The sequence below is a fragment of the Hymenobacter mucosus genome (genome assembly GCF_900188255.1).
GTDB lineage: Bacteria > Bacteroidota > Bacteroidia > Cytophagales > Hymenobacteraceae > Hymenobacter > Hymenobacter mucosus.
In genome coordinates this window covers 153,429-168,142 of sequence record NZ_FZNS01000009.1, presented here as the reverse complement: position 1 = coordinate 168,142, position 14,714 = coordinate 153,429, and the positions used below count along the sequence as shown (strand labels likewise).

The window sequence follows — 14,714 nt, the reverse complement described above, 5'->3', positions numbered from 1 at the left end:
CACGTCACTTCTTCCGAACTCAACTCGGTGGCAGGTCGTCGCATGCCGCAAGCTACCAATTGCGCACTATACGCTTACTTCTGTATGGCTACTTAATTGTTTACGGCCAAGGTGGCTACGCCTTTTTACCGTCAACCTTCTCTTACCCCAGCCGCCTACCCTCTGCGTTACGGTAGAAGTGGAGAACCTTGTGCCCTGGTTTCTAGCTACTCCTTCCTAGTGCTAGATGGTACAGCGGCTTAGCAGGAAAACGTTTACCGAGCCAACCGGAACCCGTAACCCAGGGGCCGCTAGGCTACGACCTATGCGCTTACTACCGGGTAAGCCGCGCAGTAGTAGGGCTACTGTGTGGCTTTGCGCAATTGCTCGGTGGCATCCTCATGCCCTGCGGCGGCCTGCACGGGTGGGCCAGCAGTAGTTGTGGGGGACGTCCAGCCTTTGCGCAGCATTTCTTCTACTTGGGCCCGCAGCCGTTTCATCGACTCGGTAGAAAACTTGCGCTGGAGCATGCGCCCAAACAGACGAAAACCAATCCAGTAAAAGGGGTTGCTGATACGGCCCGTTTGCGAAAAGGCGTGAATATGGAAGCGGATGCGACCAGTAGTAAGATTTTTGTGAACGGTAAAGTCGATCTGCCCCCGCTCGAAGTGTCCTTCCAAAGTGCGGTAGTTATAGCCCCAGACTTGTTCCTGCTGCCCACTGGGTAAGGTCTGCACTTCGTCGGTAACACCGCCAATGCGTACCCCAAACCAGAAGGTAAAGAATAAAAACTGCCCCCGCAGCACCATTACGCGCTGTTCCAAGGGCTGATCGGGTAGGAAGATACCCGTAATAAGATCGGGAGGCGGAAAGGTGTACCGACGCAGCACCTCCCGCGCGGCCGCCCAGGCCCCATGCGGGTCCGGGGGACCGGGCATCTCGTGGGGCAACTCCGTTTCGTAGTCGTCTACCCGCCAGCCGTTTTCGGCCGTGTACTCGTCGGTGCGGTCGAGGTCGAAATTGTAGCCTGCTTTGGCGTACGATTCAAGGCGAGCTTTCTGGAGCTCATACAGGGGCCGGGACTCAGGCATCGCGCGTTACTTCAGTGTTCGTATCCGATTGTCTTACGGTTTCTACGTGCACAGGGCCTAGTAGCAAGCCTCCGCTGGCCTCAGCCACCCGCTCGCAGAAGGTTTCCCAGGTTTGCTGCTGCACGCGCTTGCCCATCCCCAAAGTATCGTACGTGAAGGCCACCAGCCCGTCGCGGGAGCGGGCCCAGGAGTGAATTTCAAAGCGAAGTGCATCGGGCAGCTGCGGATGAGGGCCCAGCGAGAACCGGATGCGCCCAGCTTCGGGGTGGCTTTCCAGTGTGACCAGTACAAAGTAGTCGTTGCCAATCTCATCTACCCGAACGTCGCCGTTCCACGGACCCAGAATCTTGATGCGAAACTCATCGTCCACGCGCAACTCATGGGCCTGGCCTTTGGCTTTCTCGAAATCGGCGAGCAAATCGGGGGAGAATTCGGGCAAGTTGCATTTGATGTGCTCAAACAGTTCAGCCGCCGTACGGCGCGGCTTCTGCACATCTACCCAGTAGCGCCGCTCAAATAGGGGGCCACTGCCGGTGTGGGCGGGTTGTTCGGATTTGCTCATAGCACGGAGGGGAAAGGTCAGCCGCATACGCAGCGGTTGGGTGTCGTAACGTGCGCCCCTAGGGCCGGGTTAAGGCGGAGTTACCGCATGGCGCGGCCAGCCAGCTTCCGTGTTTAGTTCGAAGCCGGCCGCCAGATGCCAACCTACGGGCAGGTGGGGCAGTACACTACCCACACCCTCCCACCCTACTATGGCCTACTACCGCCCCTATACGCCCCCCGCGGACCCGCGCATTGTGCGCGACCTCACCCAGCAGCAGGAAGAGCTTCGCACGCGCGTACGCCTTGAGCCCCTCTCGCAGGAGCCGCGCTTTATTGCGGGCTGCGACTCCTCCTTTCCCACCCCCGAAACCATCCTTTCCGTGTTTGTGGTGCTGAAATTCCCGAGCCTGGAGCTTGTGGAGAAGGTGTACCAGACCAGCACCGTAGAACTGCCCTACATTCCGGGGTTGTTATCGTTTCGGGAGGCACCCAATGTGCTGCGCGCCTACCAGCAATTGCACCAAAAACCCGACATCATTATGGTCGATGGGCACGGTATCGCGCACCCGCGCCGCATGGGTATTGCCGCTCATATTGGGGTAATGCTCGATATGCCCACTTTCGGGGTGGCCAAGCAGAAGCTAACTGGTGTATACCAAGACCCCGACGTTGCCAAGGGCAGCATCTCTCCCCTCACCGACAAAAGCGGCGACCTGCTGGGCGAAGTCATCCGCAGTAAGGACAAGGTGAATCCGCTCTTCGTGAGTCCTGGACACCGCTGCGACCAAGCCACCGCCACCCGCCTCACGCTGGCCTGCCTGCGCGGCTACAAGCTCCCCGAGCCTACCCGCCTCGCTGACCACTGGGCCGAAGAATTTAAGAAGGAGCTACGCTAGGGGTGGCGGAATATGACGAGTACAACACGTTAGCACGAAGGCCCACCTTGTATGCGCAGTGCTTATTGGGTAGTACACTGGTTGAAATACTGCTGCAACGCTTCCAACGACTCAGCAGCAGCGGCGGGCAGCTGGAGGAGGCGGGCAACGGCGGCGTACACTACGCGGGGGCTACCGGCAGCCTCCATAATGCCGCGCTGGTGGCTGGCCTGGGTTGATTTGGACAGCTTTTGTCCAACCTCGTCTAGCAACAGCCTATGGTGCCAAAACTGAGTAGCCCCGAAGCGACTCGCGCCGGGCAGGTAGTGTGCCAACCATAACTGAGCCGCCGTGCTGGGCAGCAGGTCAAGCCCACGCACAATAAGCGTAACACCTAACCGCACGTCGTCTACTACCGATGCTACCTGGTAGGCGGCCGTACCATCTTTCTTGCGCACGACAAAGTCGCCTAGCTCCTGGGCCAGGCTGACGTGCACCGCGCTGCTGCCCAGGTCTGGGAACGACACGGTAGCGTCAGCCGGCACGTGGGCTCGCCACGCAGTATCGGGGCCGGCCAGCGCCAGGTGGGTAGTGTGGCACGTACCGGGGTAGCGTCCATCGGGCAGAGCCAAGCGGGCCAGCTCAGTGCGAGAGCAGCGGCAGGCATAAAATAAGCCCGGGTGGGCAGCCTGGGCACTTTGCAGAGCTGCTTCGTACTCAGGCAAAAAATGCCGCTGGGAAAAGTACCGCTCAAACGCATCGGGTCCGGCGGGCCCTTGGTCGTAGTCGAGCCCTAGCCATGCCAGGGTGCGAAAGATGTTATCGAGGTAGGCAGGCCGAAACCGGGCTCGGTCTAAGTCGTCAATCCGCAAGTGCAAGGTGCCGCCAGCCTGGCGCACTACCAGCCATGTTAGGGTAAAGTTGAGGGCGTTGCCTAGGTGCAAAAAGCCACTGGGCGTGGGCGCCAGCCGCGAAACGATGGGCAAAGTGGGAAGCTGCAACATGAGGAAAAGGCCCGGCAATTAAAGACAGTGCAAGATGCAGTGTGCACCCCATAAAGTAGCTGGGCTAGTATTCCGAGGGTGATTTTCTAGCCCTTCCTTTCAGGCTACCTGCTGAGCTAAGCCTGACTGATAACGGCTCGGTTCTTCTCGCCCCAGGCCTGAATGGCCTCAATTATGGGCTCTAAGCTAAGTCCGCACTCCGTCAGCGTGTATTCCACCGTGGGCGGCACGGTAGCGTAGGCGCGCCGGCTTACAATGCCATGAGCTTCCAGCAGTTTCAACTCCTTGACGAGCATACGAGCGGTAATACCGGCTACATCTCGTTCCAGCGTTTTAAAGCGCATGGTGCCGTGCAGCAACAAGCTGTGGATAATGGCAAACTTCCACTTACCCTCTAGCACGTCCAGCGTCTGCCGAAACGCACAATTTGGAAATTCTTTTCCGCGAACTGCCATAGTATCTACTTGATTATGAACATTGGTTACATCCAGTATATTGGTATACAATGGTGTAACTACTTGTAAATATATAGTGAGCAAGTGAACTTTGAGAGCCGATTAATGTATATACATCAATTGCGGATTACATCACTTCTGCACTTTCGCTCACCATGGCTCAGACCCTCCTTCACCCTGCTACCTCCCGCGGCCACGCTAGCCACGGCTGGCTGAACTCTTACCATACGTTCAGCTTTGCGGGCTACCACAATCCACAGCGCGTGCACTTCGGTGTACTGCGCGTACTCAACGATGATACCGTGGCAGCCGGGATGGGCTTCGGTACCCACCCGCACGACAACATGGAAATCATCAGCATTCCGCTGAGCGGCACGCTAGAGCATAAGGATAGCGCCGGCAACCACGGCATCATTCAGAGTGGTGATGTACAAGTGATGAGTGCCGGTACGGGCATTGCGCACAGCGAGAAAAATCACAGCCAGACGGAGCAAGTGAAGTTTCTGCAGATTTGGGTATTCCCCAACAAGCGCAACGTGCAGCCCCGCTACGATCAGCAGACCTTCCGCGCCGCGGACCGCCACAACCAGTTTCAGCAGGTCTTGTCGCCGAATCCCGACGATGCGGGCGTGTGGATTCATCAGGATGCCTGGTTTCACCTCGCCGATTTTGATTCCGGCTTCGGCACTGACTACCACGTAAAGAAGCCTGGCAACGGCGTTTACGTATTTGTGCTGGAAGGTGACGTGACCATCAACGGCCAAGCCTTGCATCCGCGCGACGGGTTTGGCATCTGGGATACGGCTTCTTTTACCGTACAAGCCAATTCCAACACTCGTCTGTTGCTGATGGAAGTTCCTATGTCGCTTAACTAACTTGCTCGCTACGCACGAACTGCCTTAGTCTTATCATCCGATGAAAAACGCACTCACTACCTTTCCTATTCAGGAAAATATTCGCAAACGCTGGAGCCCCCGGGCCTTTGCCAGCTACCCAGTAGCTCCCGAAACGCTCCATCAGGTATTTGAAGCGGCCTCGTGGGCAGCCAGCGCCATGAACGAGCAGCCCTGGCGCTACATCTACGCCCACCACACCGACCAGGAAACCTTTCAGAAGATGGTTGACTGCCTGCTACCTGGCAACCAACCCTGGGCCAAACACGCGCCCGTACTTATTCTGGCGCTAGCCAAAACCCATTACGATAATGGTACTCCCAACGGCGCCGCCCTTCACGACTTAGGACTAGCCAATGCTAACCTGATTCTGGAAGCCACGGCCCTAGGGTTGCACGGTCACTTCATGGGTGGCTTCGACGCCGAAAAAACCCGGGCGGCGTTTCAAATCCCCGCTACGCTGCAACCCGTAAGCTTTATTGCCTTGGGGTACGTAGGCGCCGCTGAGCAGCTAGACGAGCCGTTCCTAAGCCGGGAGAAAGCCGCCCGTCAGCGCAAGCACTACTCCGATATTGCCTTCCATAACCAACTTCCTGCCTAAGCCATGCCATTTCGCATCACCACAGCCGCCGACCGGGGCCTGAAAGACACGGGTTGGCTTCAGAGCAATTTTTCCCTGAGCTTCGGCCCGTACGCCAACCCTGAGCGAACTGGCTTTGGCCTGTTGCGCGTGTTCAACGACGACTTTGTGCAAGCCGGTAAAGGCTTTGGCCTGCACGCGCACAGCAACATGGAAATCATTTCGGTGATGCTAGCTGGCCGCATGAACCACAAGGACTCGCTTGGCTACTCCGAGGAAGTCACTACCGACTGGGTGCAAATTATGAGCGCCGGCTCGGGGTTGCGCCATGAAGAGTATAACATAGGCGACGACCAGGTAAACTTCCTGCAAATCTGGATTGAGCCTAAGCTGCAGAACGTAACGCCACGCTATCAGCGCCGCCACTTCCCCGCCGAGAAGCGTCGTAATCAGCTCACAACTATTGTGAGCAATGAGGAAGGCACCGCCCACTGCTGGATCAACCAGAACGCCAAGCTTAGTCTAGGGTTCTTTGATGCCGGCCAGCAGGTAGATTACCGTCTAAATCCGCTCAATAAGTCAGTCTTCCTATTTGTACTCGAAGGCCAGCTTACAGTGAACGGCCAGGTGGTACAACAGCGGGAAAGCATCGGCCTTTGGGAAACCGACCTGGTTAGTGTAGCCGTGGACAGAGAGAGTAAATTTATTCTCATCGAAGCTCCAATAAACCACTAATATACAGACCGTTTACTGCGGAGCTTTCACACATATTTAAAAGCCCTTCTGCATGCAGAAGGGCTTTTTTGGCTTATTAGAAGTAAGAAAACCGGGCATTATACGAGACAACTAGCTGATTGGTTGTTGACACCATGCTGAAAATCCGCTGGTTTGTCCCGACCTTCGTTTATAATTTTCTCGTGTTTGCTTAAGCTCAGCTATGAAAATATACTGTCTCACGTTGGCGCTGTGGGGCGCTACGCTCGGGTCTACCCTAGCTCAAGACCTTCCCTACCAGATGCCACCCAGAGCTATTGCCGCTCTGGCCGACGCTCCTGCTACGCCACGCGTCAGCTTTGCTTCCAACGGGCAGTGGATGCTGCTACAGGATGTGCAGGCCATGCCCGCTATCCAGGATTTGTCGCAGCCGGAGCTGCGGGTAGCGGGCCTGCGCATCAACCCGCGCACCAACGGAGCTAGCCGGGTAAACTACGCTACCAACTTACGATTGCGCCGCCTACCCGAGGGCAAAGAACTGCTGGTGCAAGGGTTGCCAGCGAAAGCGCGCATCAGTGACGTGCAATGGTCGCCGGACAACACCAAAGTAGCTTTCACCCATACCACCGCCGACCACATTGAGTTGTGGATAGTGGACGTGGCCTCCGCTTCGGCTAGGCTGGTACCCAACCTGTTTTTGAACGGCATCTTTGGCATCCCGTACGAGTGGGTTTCGGATAGCAAGACCTTGGTAGCCAAAGCTGTAGTAAGCGGCCGGGGTGAGGCACCTAACACGCTAGTCACTCCTAGTGGCCCCATCGTGCAAGAAAATAGTGGTCGCACAGCTGCCGCGCGCACCTACCAAGACTTGCTGAAAAACTCTACCGATGAGCGCCTGTTCGACTACTACGGCCTGACCCAGGTAGTGAAAGTAGGCCTCGATGGTCGTATGCACCCGTTGGGCCAGCCCGGCCTTATTCAGCAAGTATCTACTTCGCCCAACGGCCGCTTTGTATTGGTAAAGCGCCGCCACCGCCCCTACTCCTACACTCTACCTTTCTACAGCTTCCCGCTGCGGGTTGAGGTAATGAATATGGAGGGCCTCGTGGTAAAAGAGCTGTCGGATCAGCCGTTGGCCGACAACGTGCCTACTAGCTTTGATGCGGTTCCTATTGGTCCTCGCTCCCACGGCTGGCGCGAAGATGCTCCTAACACTGTTTTCTGGGTAGAAGCACAGGATGGTGGCGACCCCAAGACGGAGGCTGCCGTGCGGGACCGAATTTACGCCCTGCCCGCTCCTTTCGATGGACAAGCGCAGGAGCTGGCGGCCTTACCGTTGCGCTTCCAGAATATCCGCTGGGGCACCGATAAGCTGGCTATTGTGGAGGGCTCGCGCTGGTCGGACCGGCACGAAACCACCTGGACCCTCGATCTGGCCACCAAAACGTCGCTCACACCTCTCTTCGACCGCTCGGCGCAGGATACCTACACCGACCCTGGTACGCCGTTTATGGAGCGCAATGCCCTGGGCCGCTACGTACTTGCCACCGACGCCAACAGCGCAACTATCTATTTGCTGGGTGCCGGGGCCTCGGCGGAAGGCGACCGACCTTTTGTGGACGAGCTCGATGTGCGTACTAAGAAAAGCGCCCGGTGGTGGCGTTCGGCGGCCCCCTATTATGAGGTGCCCATTACCATTCTGGACCCCAGCAAGCACGTGCTGGTCACGCGCCGCGAGTCGCCTCAGGAGGTGCCCAACTACTTCCTGCGCGATGCTCGCACTACCAAGCTCACTGCACTAACCAAGTTCACAAACCCCTACACCAGCTTGGGCAATCTGCAGAAGCAGGTGCTGAAATATAAGCGTGCCGATGGCGTAGACCTCACTGCAAACCTCTACCTCCCCCCCAACTACAAGAAGGAGGATGGCCCGCTGCCCACACTTATGGAGGCGTACCCGGTAGAGTTCAAGAATAAAAAGGACGCTGGTCAGGTGAAAGGGTCTCCCTACACGTTCACCCGCCTAAACTGGGGCTCTCCAGTGTACTGGGTAACCCAGGGCTACGCCGTACTACAAGGCACTAGCATTCCTATTGTAGGGGAAGGCAATAAGGAGCCGAACGATACCTACGTGGAGCAGCTAACGGCATCAGCCAAAGCCGCCATCGACGAAGGACAGCGTTTGGGAGTGGTAGACCCAAAGCGGGTAGCCGTAATGGGCCACAGCTACGGGGCCTTTATGACGGCCAACCTGCTTGCCCACACGAACTTATTTAAGGCGGGTATTGCACGCAGCGGAGCGTACAACCGCACGCTTACGCCCTTCGGGTTTCAAGGTGAGGAGCGTACCTACTGGCAGGCGCCCGAGGTTTACAGCAACATGTCGCCCTTCAACTTCGCGGATAAGATTAAGACGCCAATCCTGCTTATCCATGGGGAAGCTGACAATAACTCCGGCACGTTCCCTATCCAGAGTGAGCGGTTCTACAACGCCCTGAAAGGCCACGGAGCTACAGTGCGCTACGTGGTGCTGCCAGCCGAAGCCCACGGCTATGCCGCCCGCGAGTCGGTAATGCACATGCTGTGGGAAATGAACACGTGGCTCGACAAGTACGTGAAAAATCCCGCCAGTGTAGGCGCCGTTACAACACCCGACGGCGCATCGGCGGCCCCGGTGAAGTAGTTGTCAGGAGTATTAAAAAAGAAACCCGCCCTTTCCCAGTGCGGGTTTCTTTTTTGGCCTGTTTCACAGCTGAACAGTAGCTACATGCCGGGCTAAATAAAATTTCACAATAGAAGTATAACCCAACTGTAAGCTGTTGCGTTTTAGACCTCAGATATAGTTTCTCACTAACTCTAGACGTCATGAAAACGCTCAAAATATATGCGGCCATGTTGTCGGCCGTTTTTGTACTTGGCAGCACTGTAGCTACTCCAGAAGTACACGCCCAGACTAAGAAAAGCTGGAGCAAAAAAGCAAAAGGTGCGGCCATTGGTGGAGGTGCCGGTGCTGTAACTGGTGCTGTAGTAGGCGGTGGTAAAGGCGCCGTAGTAGGCGGTGTAGTAGGCGCCGCCGCAGGTGGCGTAATTGGCCGGAAAAAGGACAAGAAGAGAGACCCAGCCCGCTACGAAGCATATAAAAAATAAGCAACTAGCTTCAACAAAAAGCCCCGCTCTGTTCAGAGCGGGGCTTTTTGTTGAAGCTAGTTGCCACCTACCCGCAGCTGGGCATCCGGTGTAGCCGGGCAAACGGACTAGGCGTCTTCGTGAAGCTTGCGGCTATTAGCAACCGCAGCCACCCGCCGCGCTTGCGTCATCTGCTCCTACCGCTGGGCTGGGGCCACAGTCGAAGAGGCCGAAGTGCTGGCTTTGGTCGCCGATGACGCGGAAGTGGGTTGCATAACGAGTTTCGCCCACCATAGCTGCCGTGTTGCCACACACCAGCATGGGTCGCCCCGTCTCAAACCGGTGATGGTCGTCGAGAGAGAAGGCGTGCGGATGGCCGGGCAAGGTGCCCAAGTAGGTTGCTACCTGACCGTGGTCTTCGCACCGGTCTTCCAGGTGCGGGAGCTTAAAAGCCCGCACCGTGAGAGAGTAAAACTTGATGTTGCCTACCTTCTGCTCAATCTCAGGGTTGCCGATGGTTAGAAGGCGGCTGGCCGTGAGTCGGTAGTCGCGAATACCGATGTGGTGAAGCAGGCGGCGAAAGTCTTCGGTATACATGGCGCCGCTGAGGCACTCCCCGTACAGCACGGGGTCTTGGCGCAGCACTTCGGGAATACGGCGGTCGGCAAATACGTCGGAGATGTGTAGTTCGCCGCCGGGCTTCAGCACTCGGAAGATTTCCCGGTACGTGGCTTCTTTATCGGTGCTCAGGTTGATGACGCAGTTGCTTACTACCACATCCACGCTGTTGTCGGGGATATTGGCTGTGCGCAGGTCTTCAATGTAGCCGTGACGAAACTCAACGTTAGGCTGCTGGTAGCCAAAACGCTCGGTGTGCGCTTGCACGTGGCGACGGGCTACGGCTAGCTGCTCCTCCGTCATATCCACCCCAATTACGTGGCCTTGCTCTCCCACCAGCTTCGACAGCAGGTAGGCATCGCGGCCACTGCCGCTGCCTAGGTCGAGTACGGTGCAGCCTTCCACGGCCGGGGGCACGGCCACGCCGCAGCCGTAGTATTTCTCTAGCACTTCGGGCTCAAGCTGGGCTAGAATCTGTCGGTGCTCAAGCGGAATATCATCGGTGCAGCAGGCGTTGGTTTGCAGGTCGTCTTGCGTGCGAAGCTGGCGGCCGTAGTACTCCTGTACCTGTTGTTGGGTGAGGGTTTCCATGGATGGGTTCGTGTAAGCGGCTGGATGCCTTCTAGCCGAATATAGTATACGCAACAATACGCAACACACAACCCCCCGGATTTGTGTTGGAGGCCGAATGCAACCCCGTGCCTACTTAAGGCAGTATGAGGAAAATGCAGCTATTCGTGTATTCTTCCCTTTCCGACTCGGCCCGCGCTTACCTGCTCGGTCAGCTTCCCGCCAACGTTCAGGCTACTTTCCGCCACGACTTACCCGATGCTGAGCAGCGGCCCGCGCTGCAAAAAGCCGATGTACTACTGGGCAACCCACCACTCGAGTGGCTAGCGGAGGACGCACTAGTGAACATACAGTTCTGGCAAATCGACTCGGCGGGTGTCGACCGGTACCAACACTTGCGCGTTTCGGCACCAGTAGCCAACGTGGGCGACTTGTTTGCCTGGCCCTGCGCCGAAACCATGGTAGCCGGCTTGCTGGCTTTGTACCGCTACGTACCAGAGTTGGCCGTGTGGCAAACGCAACACCACTGGGTAGGCGCGCCCCTGCGCAACCGCATGGGACTGCTACGCGAGAAGCGCGTTATTATTCTGGGTAGCGGCACTATTGGGCAGGCCGTGGCCCAGCAGCTCAGCGGGTTTCAGTGCGCCGTGCGCTTCCTGGCCCGCACCGATCCGCAGGCGCAGCTGCATTCCAAGGAAGAACTACGAGCCGCCCTTCCCGACACGGACATTGTAGTGAACTGCCTACCTGGTAGCGCCGACAACTTCTTTTCTGCCGACCTGATTGCGGCTATGCCACCGCATAGCATCTACGCCAGCGTGGGCCGGGGCAACACCACCGACGAAGTGGCACTTATTGCGGCCTTGCAGGCAGGCCGCTTGGGCGGGGCCGTGCTAGACGTGACGATGCAGGAGCCCCTACCTACCGACAGCCCGCTTTGGACTCTTCCCCGGGTTTTGCTTACTCAGCACAGCGGCGGCGGCCAGCCTGGCGAAGACGAAGGAAAAGTAGCTGTCCTTCTGCGCAACCTGCACCACTTGCTTCAGCAAGAGCCCTTAGAAAACCTGGTAGAGTTGGGCCGCGGCTACTAGGTACGGCCTCCAAGCCTTTGTCACCGGCTTAAAATACCGTTACCCGCGGGTGCACGAGCTAGCCTGAGAACTATTGGCAGGCCTAATGCAGATAGTTCTTAGGCTAGGACAGCGCCTAAGAAATTTCTTACTTCGCTTGTACCCGATGCAACCCCTAGAATGCACGAGATGCTCTAGCTACTACCCATCTCTTATTCTGTATATATGCGTCGATACTACTCTCTTCTATTGGGCGGAGTACTGCTAACCAGCCTAACGGCCTGCCCCCTCATTTCTCCCATCGAGCGAATACCGATACCCGTTTACAAGCCGCTGCTGATGGCCCGGCCTCAGCTAGAGCAGGCGGTGGCCGTGCTGCCACCTCGCGACATGCACAACACCGGCAAAATCTTCCTCCGCGACCCCTATATTCTCATTAACGAGCGGTATCAGGGAGTTCACATCATCAATAACCAAGACCCAAGCCACCCCCGCCCAGTTGCCTTTTTGCGCATTCCTGGCAATGTAGATGTGGCAATGAAGGGCAACCTGCTCTATGCCGACAGTGGCCCCGACCTTCTCACCTTCGACCTTTCGAACGTGCAGGAAGCGCGCCTTCTCCACCGCGTGCGCGAGGCCGTGCCCGAGCTACCCATGCCCGAAACCGGGGATGTTCCCACTGAATACCAACCCCAAAACCGCCCTGCCGATGCGGTAGTGGTGGGCTGGCAGAAACTATAATCTATTCTTCCCCCATCCTATGCGGTTCCTATCTACCCTCCTTATTTCTACCCTGGCCGGCAGCTTGGCCGTGGCGCTTAGTAGCTGCAGCGCCAACAACGACGCCAGCCCCGCCAGCGCCGACTTGGCCGCCGGGAATGATGGCAAAGCTGGTTCATTGGCCCGCTTTTCGGTGCTCAACAACACGCTCTACGTCGTCGATAACAACAGCCTCCGCTTGTTTAGCCTTACCAATCCGGCTGCTCCGGAGCGGGGAGCCGTGGTGCCGCTGGGGTTCGGTATCGAAACTATTTACCCGCGGGCACCCTACCTGTTCTTGGGTACCCAACGGGGTATGTACATCTTCGATGCTGGTGTGCCGGCCCAGCCCAAACGAGTGGCGTTTTATGAGCACGTAGTAAGCTGCGACCCCGTAGTGGTAGATGATGACTACGCCTACGTAACTCTACGCGACGGCCGCACATGTGGTGGTGGCCCCAACCAACTCCAGGTAATTGACCTCAGCAACCTGAGTGCCCCACGCCTAGCCCAGTCCTACCCCATGCGCCACCCAATGGGCCTGGGCGTAGACAGCACCCTACTATTTGTGTGCGATAAAGACGAGCTTAAGGTATTTAGCACCAGCACCACGCCCGTGTTGCCAGCTCCGCAAAGCTTCAGCATCAACGTGTCGGATGTGATTCCGCACCGCGGGCAACTGCTGGCTATTGGACCCGACGGCTTGTACCAGTACCGTTACACGGGTGGTAAGCTTACTCCTTTGAGCCACTTGCCCATCACACCTACCAACTAATGCGCGCCATTTTTGTAGCAGGGTGGCTGAGTGCCGGGCTGCTAGGTACTAGCACAATCGCTCATGGTCAAGGAGGTGCAACTCCCCAGCCGGAGCACCTGCTGAACGTCAAGCTGAACTTGTTCCCTATTGTTGCCGGCGGGTACCACGTCAGCGTCGAGAAGATGTGGCGGGCGACATCTCGCCACGCCCTGATGCTCACGCCCCAACTGTACCACGGCGCCGTCAAGGCTCTTACCTCCGACTTAAGCGAGGGCGCCCACGACCGGGTTCGGGGCTATGGGTTGGAGGCGCAGCACCGTATTTATCTAAGTGGGCGCGCCGCAGGAGCCCAAGGGCCTTATGTAGCGTATGGGCCGAGCTACCAGCATTTCCGCATGCAGTTTGACGCCAAAAGCTGGGCAGCGGAGCGCAGCCCCGATGGACTGTCGTACTACGAATACCGCCTGCGTAGGCAATCAGAAACCATTGACCGGTACGGTGCCACCCTCGTGGTAGGCAACCAGTTTTTCTTGCCCGAGCTACCCGTTTTGTTTGATGTTTTCCTGGGCCTAGGCGTACGCAAAGCATCCTCCCGCGCTACCATACCCGGCAACTATTACGAGAGTGGGATGAGTAACTACGGCAGCGAAGGCCGCTACATCAGTATTGGATTTCGAGCGGGCGTCGCCCTCTGATACTAGAACCTCTTGCGGGGTGTGTTGGGATACTTGGTAATACTACCGGCTTACTCCAATACGCCCCACGCTTACTATTGCTATGCCGTGAGCTGTAGCATTTGGCGGGCATTATGAATAGCCGAGCCCCCAATGTCATTGTTGAAGTACAAGTAGGCCTGCTGTAAGCCCGGCGCAGATTGCACTTGCTCTTGGATGCGGTGCAGAGCCTCGGAACTGTAAGGGGAGTGATAGAGTTGGGGCACGCCGTGAAAGCGGTAGTACAGCAGGGGCGTGTTCGTGACTACTTCATCGGGCAGATCAGGGTGACTCTGACCGCAAAAAGTCACGCGGCGACGAGCAAGCTCGGCGTACACGTGCCCATTCCACCAGCTGGGGTGCCGAAACTCGAGCACGTTGGCGAAGGCTGGATCCAAGCTGTCGAGGATGCGTTGGAGACGGTCTTCGTGGTAGGCAGCTTTGGGCGGCAACTGAAATAGTACCGGCCCTAGCTTCTCGCGCAAGCCTTCCTGCAGAGTACCATAAAAGTCGGACAGAAGCTGGCTGACGTTGTTGAACTGCTTGTAGTGGGTAATTAGTCGCGGCGCTTTCACCGAAAAAGTAAAGTCGGCGGGGCTGATCTGATACCAGTTTTCCAGGAAAGACAGTTGTGGAAACCGGTAGAACGTCACGTTCAGCTCCAGCGTACGAAAGTGCTGGCTGTAGTAGTCGAACCATAGCCGCTGGGGCAGCTTTTCGGGGTAGAATACTCCTTTCCAATGGCGGTAATGATAACCTGAGCAACCAATATGGTAGGTAGGCATGGGCAGAGCATGTAGCGAATAAGTGCTTGTTCCTACGCTTTCAACCCCCAGTAAGTGACACCTTGCCCTGTTGTTTTACCACGAGCTCCACGGTAGGCAAGGCAGTTTTCCTACGCTCTTACCTTCCCAGATGCCAACTGGCGCTGCGGGTTGGTACCTCTCAACACAGAGCAGGCGTTTCA

At 57.1% G+C, this 14,714-nt stretch carries 16 protein-coding genes; 10 read left to right on the top strand and 6 right to left on the bottom strand.

Annotated features, from left to right (window positions below; translation table 11 throughout):
- Window positions 1-341 precede the first annotated feature (341 nt).
- Together CHB83_RS18485 and CHB83_RS18480 are read right to left on the bottom strand one after the other, a co-directional pair.
- A complete protein-coding gene (locus tag CHB83_RS18485; protein WP_089333674.1) occupies window positions 342-1,070 on the bottom strand; it encodes a DUF1990 domain-containing protein in 729 nt (242 codons plus the stop codon).
- Window positions 1,063-1,632: a hypothetical protein gene (locus CHB83_RS18480; protein ID WP_089333682.1), complete on the bottom strand. Its 570-nt coding sequence runs from the start codon at window positions 1,630-1,632 to the stop codon at window positions 1,063-1,065. Before CHB83_RS18480 ends, CHB83_RS18485 begins: the two co-directional genes overlap by 8 nt.
- A gap of 190 nt (window positions 1,633-1,822) precedes the next feature.
- On the opposite strand from CHB83_RS18480, the gene nfi reads away from it, so the two are divergent.
- Entirely contained in the window at window positions 1,823-2,509 is a 687-nt protein-coding gene (gene nfi, locus CHB83_RS18475) for a deoxyribonuclease V (RefSeq protein ID WP_089333673.1), read from the top strand.
- Between the two features lie 62 nt (window positions 2,510-2,571).
- Here the strand turns inward: nfi and CHB83_RS18470 are convergent, their stop codons facing one another.
- Together CHB83_RS18470 and CHB83_RS18465 are read right to left on the bottom strand one after the other, a co-directional pair.
- Window positions 2,572-3,492 (bottom strand): glutamate--tRNA ligase family protein, encoded by a 921-nt coding sequence (locus tag CHB83_RS18470; RefSeq protein ID WP_089333672.1) that lies wholly within the window; start codon window positions 3,490-3,492, stop codon window positions 2,572-2,574.
- A 116-nt stretch (window positions 3,493-3,608) separates the two neighbouring features.
- Entirely contained in the window at window positions 3,609-3,947 is a 339-nt protein-coding gene (locus CHB83_RS18465; RefSeq protein ID WP_089333681.1) for a winged helix-turn-helix transcriptional regulator, read from the bottom strand.
- A 155-nt stretch (window positions 3,948-4,102) separates the two neighbouring features.
- Between CHB83_RS18465 and CHB83_RS18460 the strand changes: the two genes are divergently transcribed.
- From CHB83_RS18460 to CHB83_RS18440, 5 genes are all read left to right on the top strand, one after another.
- Window positions 4,103-4,822, top strand: a complete 720-nt coding sequence (locus tag CHB83_RS18460; protein WP_089333671.1) for a pirin family protein — start codon at window positions 4,103-4,105, stop codon at window positions 4,820-4,822.
- Between the two features lie 40 nt (window positions 4,823-4,862).
- On the top strand, window positions 4,863-5,441 hold the full coding sequence (locus CHB83_RS18455) for a nitroreductase family protein (RefSeq protein ID WP_045690225.1): 579 nt from the start codon (window positions 4,863-4,865) through the stop codon (window positions 5,439-5,441).
- Window positions 5,442-5,444: 3 nt separating this feature from the next.
- Window positions 5,445-6,155, top strand: coding sequence for a pirin family protein (locus CHB83_RS18450; RefSeq protein WP_089333670.1), 711 nt, complete (start codon window positions 5,445-5,447; stop codon window positions 6,153-6,155).
- Window positions 6,156-6,357: 202 nt separating this feature from the next.
- Entirely contained in the window at window positions 6,358-8,817 is a 2,460-nt protein-coding gene (locus tag CHB83_RS18445; RefSeq protein WP_089333669.1) for an alpha/beta hydrolase family protein, read from the top strand.
- 182 nt (window positions 8,818-8,999) lie between these two features.
- Window positions 9,000-9,281 carry a YMGG-like glycine zipper-containing protein gene (locus CHB83_RS18440; RefSeq protein WP_045689651.1) on the top strand — a complete coding sequence of 94 codons (282 nt, stop codon included), beginning with the start codon at window positions 9,000-9,002 and terminating at the stop codon, window positions 9,279-9,281.
- 135 nt (window positions 9,282-9,416) lie between these two features.
- Here CHB83_RS18440 and CHB83_RS18435 read toward each other — a convergent pair whose 3' ends face one another.
- Complete coding sequence (locus tag CHB83_RS18435) at window positions 9,417-10,469, bottom strand: methyltransferase domain-containing protein (RefSeq protein ID WP_089333668.1); 1,053 nt, start codon at window positions 10,467-10,469, stop codon at window positions 9,417-9,419.
- Window positions 10,470-10,594: 125 nt separating this feature from the next.
- On the opposite strand from CHB83_RS18435, the gene CHB83_RS18430 reads away from it, so the two are divergent.
- From CHB83_RS18430 to CHB83_RS18415, 4 genes are all read left to right on the top strand, one after another.
- Entirely contained in the window at window positions 10,595-11,539 is a 945-nt protein-coding gene (locus CHB83_RS18430; protein WP_317044810.1) for a D-2-hydroxyacid dehydrogenase, read from the top strand.
- A 204-nt stretch (window positions 11,540-11,743) separates the two neighbouring features.
- Window positions 11,744-12,259: an LVIVD repeat-containing protein gene (locus CHB83_RS18425; RefSeq protein ID WP_143437187.1), complete on the top strand. Its 516-nt coding sequence runs from the start codon at window positions 11,744-11,746 to the stop codon at window positions 12,257-12,259.
- A gap of 19 nt (window positions 12,260-12,278) precedes the next feature.
- Entirely contained in the window at window positions 12,279-13,052 is a 774-nt protein-coding gene (locus CHB83_RS18420; protein WP_089333665.1) for an LVIVD repeat-containing protein, read from the top strand.
- Window positions 13,052-13,729: a hypothetical protein gene (locus tag CHB83_RS18415; protein WP_089333664.1), complete on the top strand. Its 678-nt coding sequence runs from the start codon at window positions 13,052-13,054 to the stop codon at window positions 13,727-13,729. Before CHB83_RS18420 ends, CHB83_RS18415 begins: the two co-directional genes overlap by 1 nt.
- A gap of 80 nt (window positions 13,730-13,809) precedes the next feature.
- On the opposite strand, the gene CHB83_RS18410 is transcribed toward CHB83_RS18415, so the two are convergent.
- Window positions 13,810-14,532, bottom strand: coding sequence for a DUF72 domain-containing protein (locus CHB83_RS18410; protein WP_089333663.1), 723 nt, complete (start codon window positions 14,530-14,532; stop codon window positions 13,810-13,812).
- Between the last annotated feature and the right edge of the window lie 182 nt (window positions 14,533-14,714).

Bases quoted from the DNA above. Each gene is read 5' to 3' on its own strand.
- CHB83_RS18485 (WP_089333674.1), bottom strand. From the start codon at position 1,070: ATGCCTGAGTCCCGGCCCCTGTATGAGCTCCAGAAAGCTCGCCTTGAA.
- CHB83_RS18480 (WP_089333682.1), bottom strand. From the start codon at position 1,632: ATGAGCAAATCCGAACAACCCGCCCACACCGGCAGTGGCCCCCTATTT.
- nfi (WP_089333673.1), top strand. From the start codon at position 1,823: ATGGCCTACTACCGCCCCTATACGCCCCCCGCGGACCCGCGCATTGTG.
- CHB83_RS18470 (WP_089333672.1), bottom strand. From the start codon at position 3,492: ATGTTGCAGCTTCCCACTTTGCCCATCGTTTCGCGGCTGGCGCCCACG.
- CHB83_RS18465 (WP_089333681.1), bottom strand. From the start codon at position 3,947: ATGGCAGTTCGCGGAAAAGAATTTCCAAATTGTGCGTTTCGGCAGACG.
- CHB83_RS18460 (WP_089333671.1), top strand. From the start codon at position 4,103: ATGGCTCAGACCCTCCTTCACCCTGCTACCTCCCGCGGCCACGCTAGC.
- CHB83_RS18455 (WP_045690225.1), top strand. From the start codon at position 4,863: ATGAAAAACGCACTCACTACCTTTCCTATTCAGGAAAATATTCGCAAA.
- CHB83_RS18450 (WP_089333670.1), top strand. From the start codon at position 5,445: ATGCCATTTCGCATCACCACAGCCGCCGACCGGGGCCTGAAAGACACG.
- CHB83_RS18445 (WP_089333669.1), top strand. From the start codon at position 6,358: ATGAAAATATACTGTCTCACGTTGGCGCTGTGGGGCGCTACGCTCGGG.
- CHB83_RS18440 (WP_045689651.1), top strand. From the start codon at position 9,000: ATGAAAACGCTCAAAATATATGCGGCCATGTTGTCGGCCGTTTTTGTA.
- CHB83_RS18435 (WP_089333668.1), bottom strand. From the start codon at position 10,469: ATGGAAACCCTCACCCAACAACAGGTACAGGAGTACTACGGCCGCCAG.
- CHB83_RS18430 (WP_317044810.1), top strand. From the start codon at position 10,595: ATGAGGAAAATGCAGCTATTCGTGTATTCTTCCCTTTCCGACTCGGCC.
- CHB83_RS18425 (WP_143437187.1), top strand. From the start codon at position 11,744: ATGCGTCGATACTACTCTCTTCTATTGGGCGGAGTACTGCTAACCAGC.
- CHB83_RS18420 (WP_089333665.1), top strand. From the start codon at position 12,279: ATGCGGTTCCTATCTACCCTCCTTATTTCTACCCTGGCCGGCAGCTTG.
- CHB83_RS18415 (WP_089333664.1), top strand. From the start codon at position 13,052: ATGCGCGCCATTTTTGTAGCAGGGTGGCTGAGTGCCGGGCTGCTAGGT.
- CHB83_RS18410 (WP_089333663.1), bottom strand. From the start codon at position 14,532: ATGCCTACCTACCATATTGGTTGCTCAGGTTATCATTACCGCCATTGG.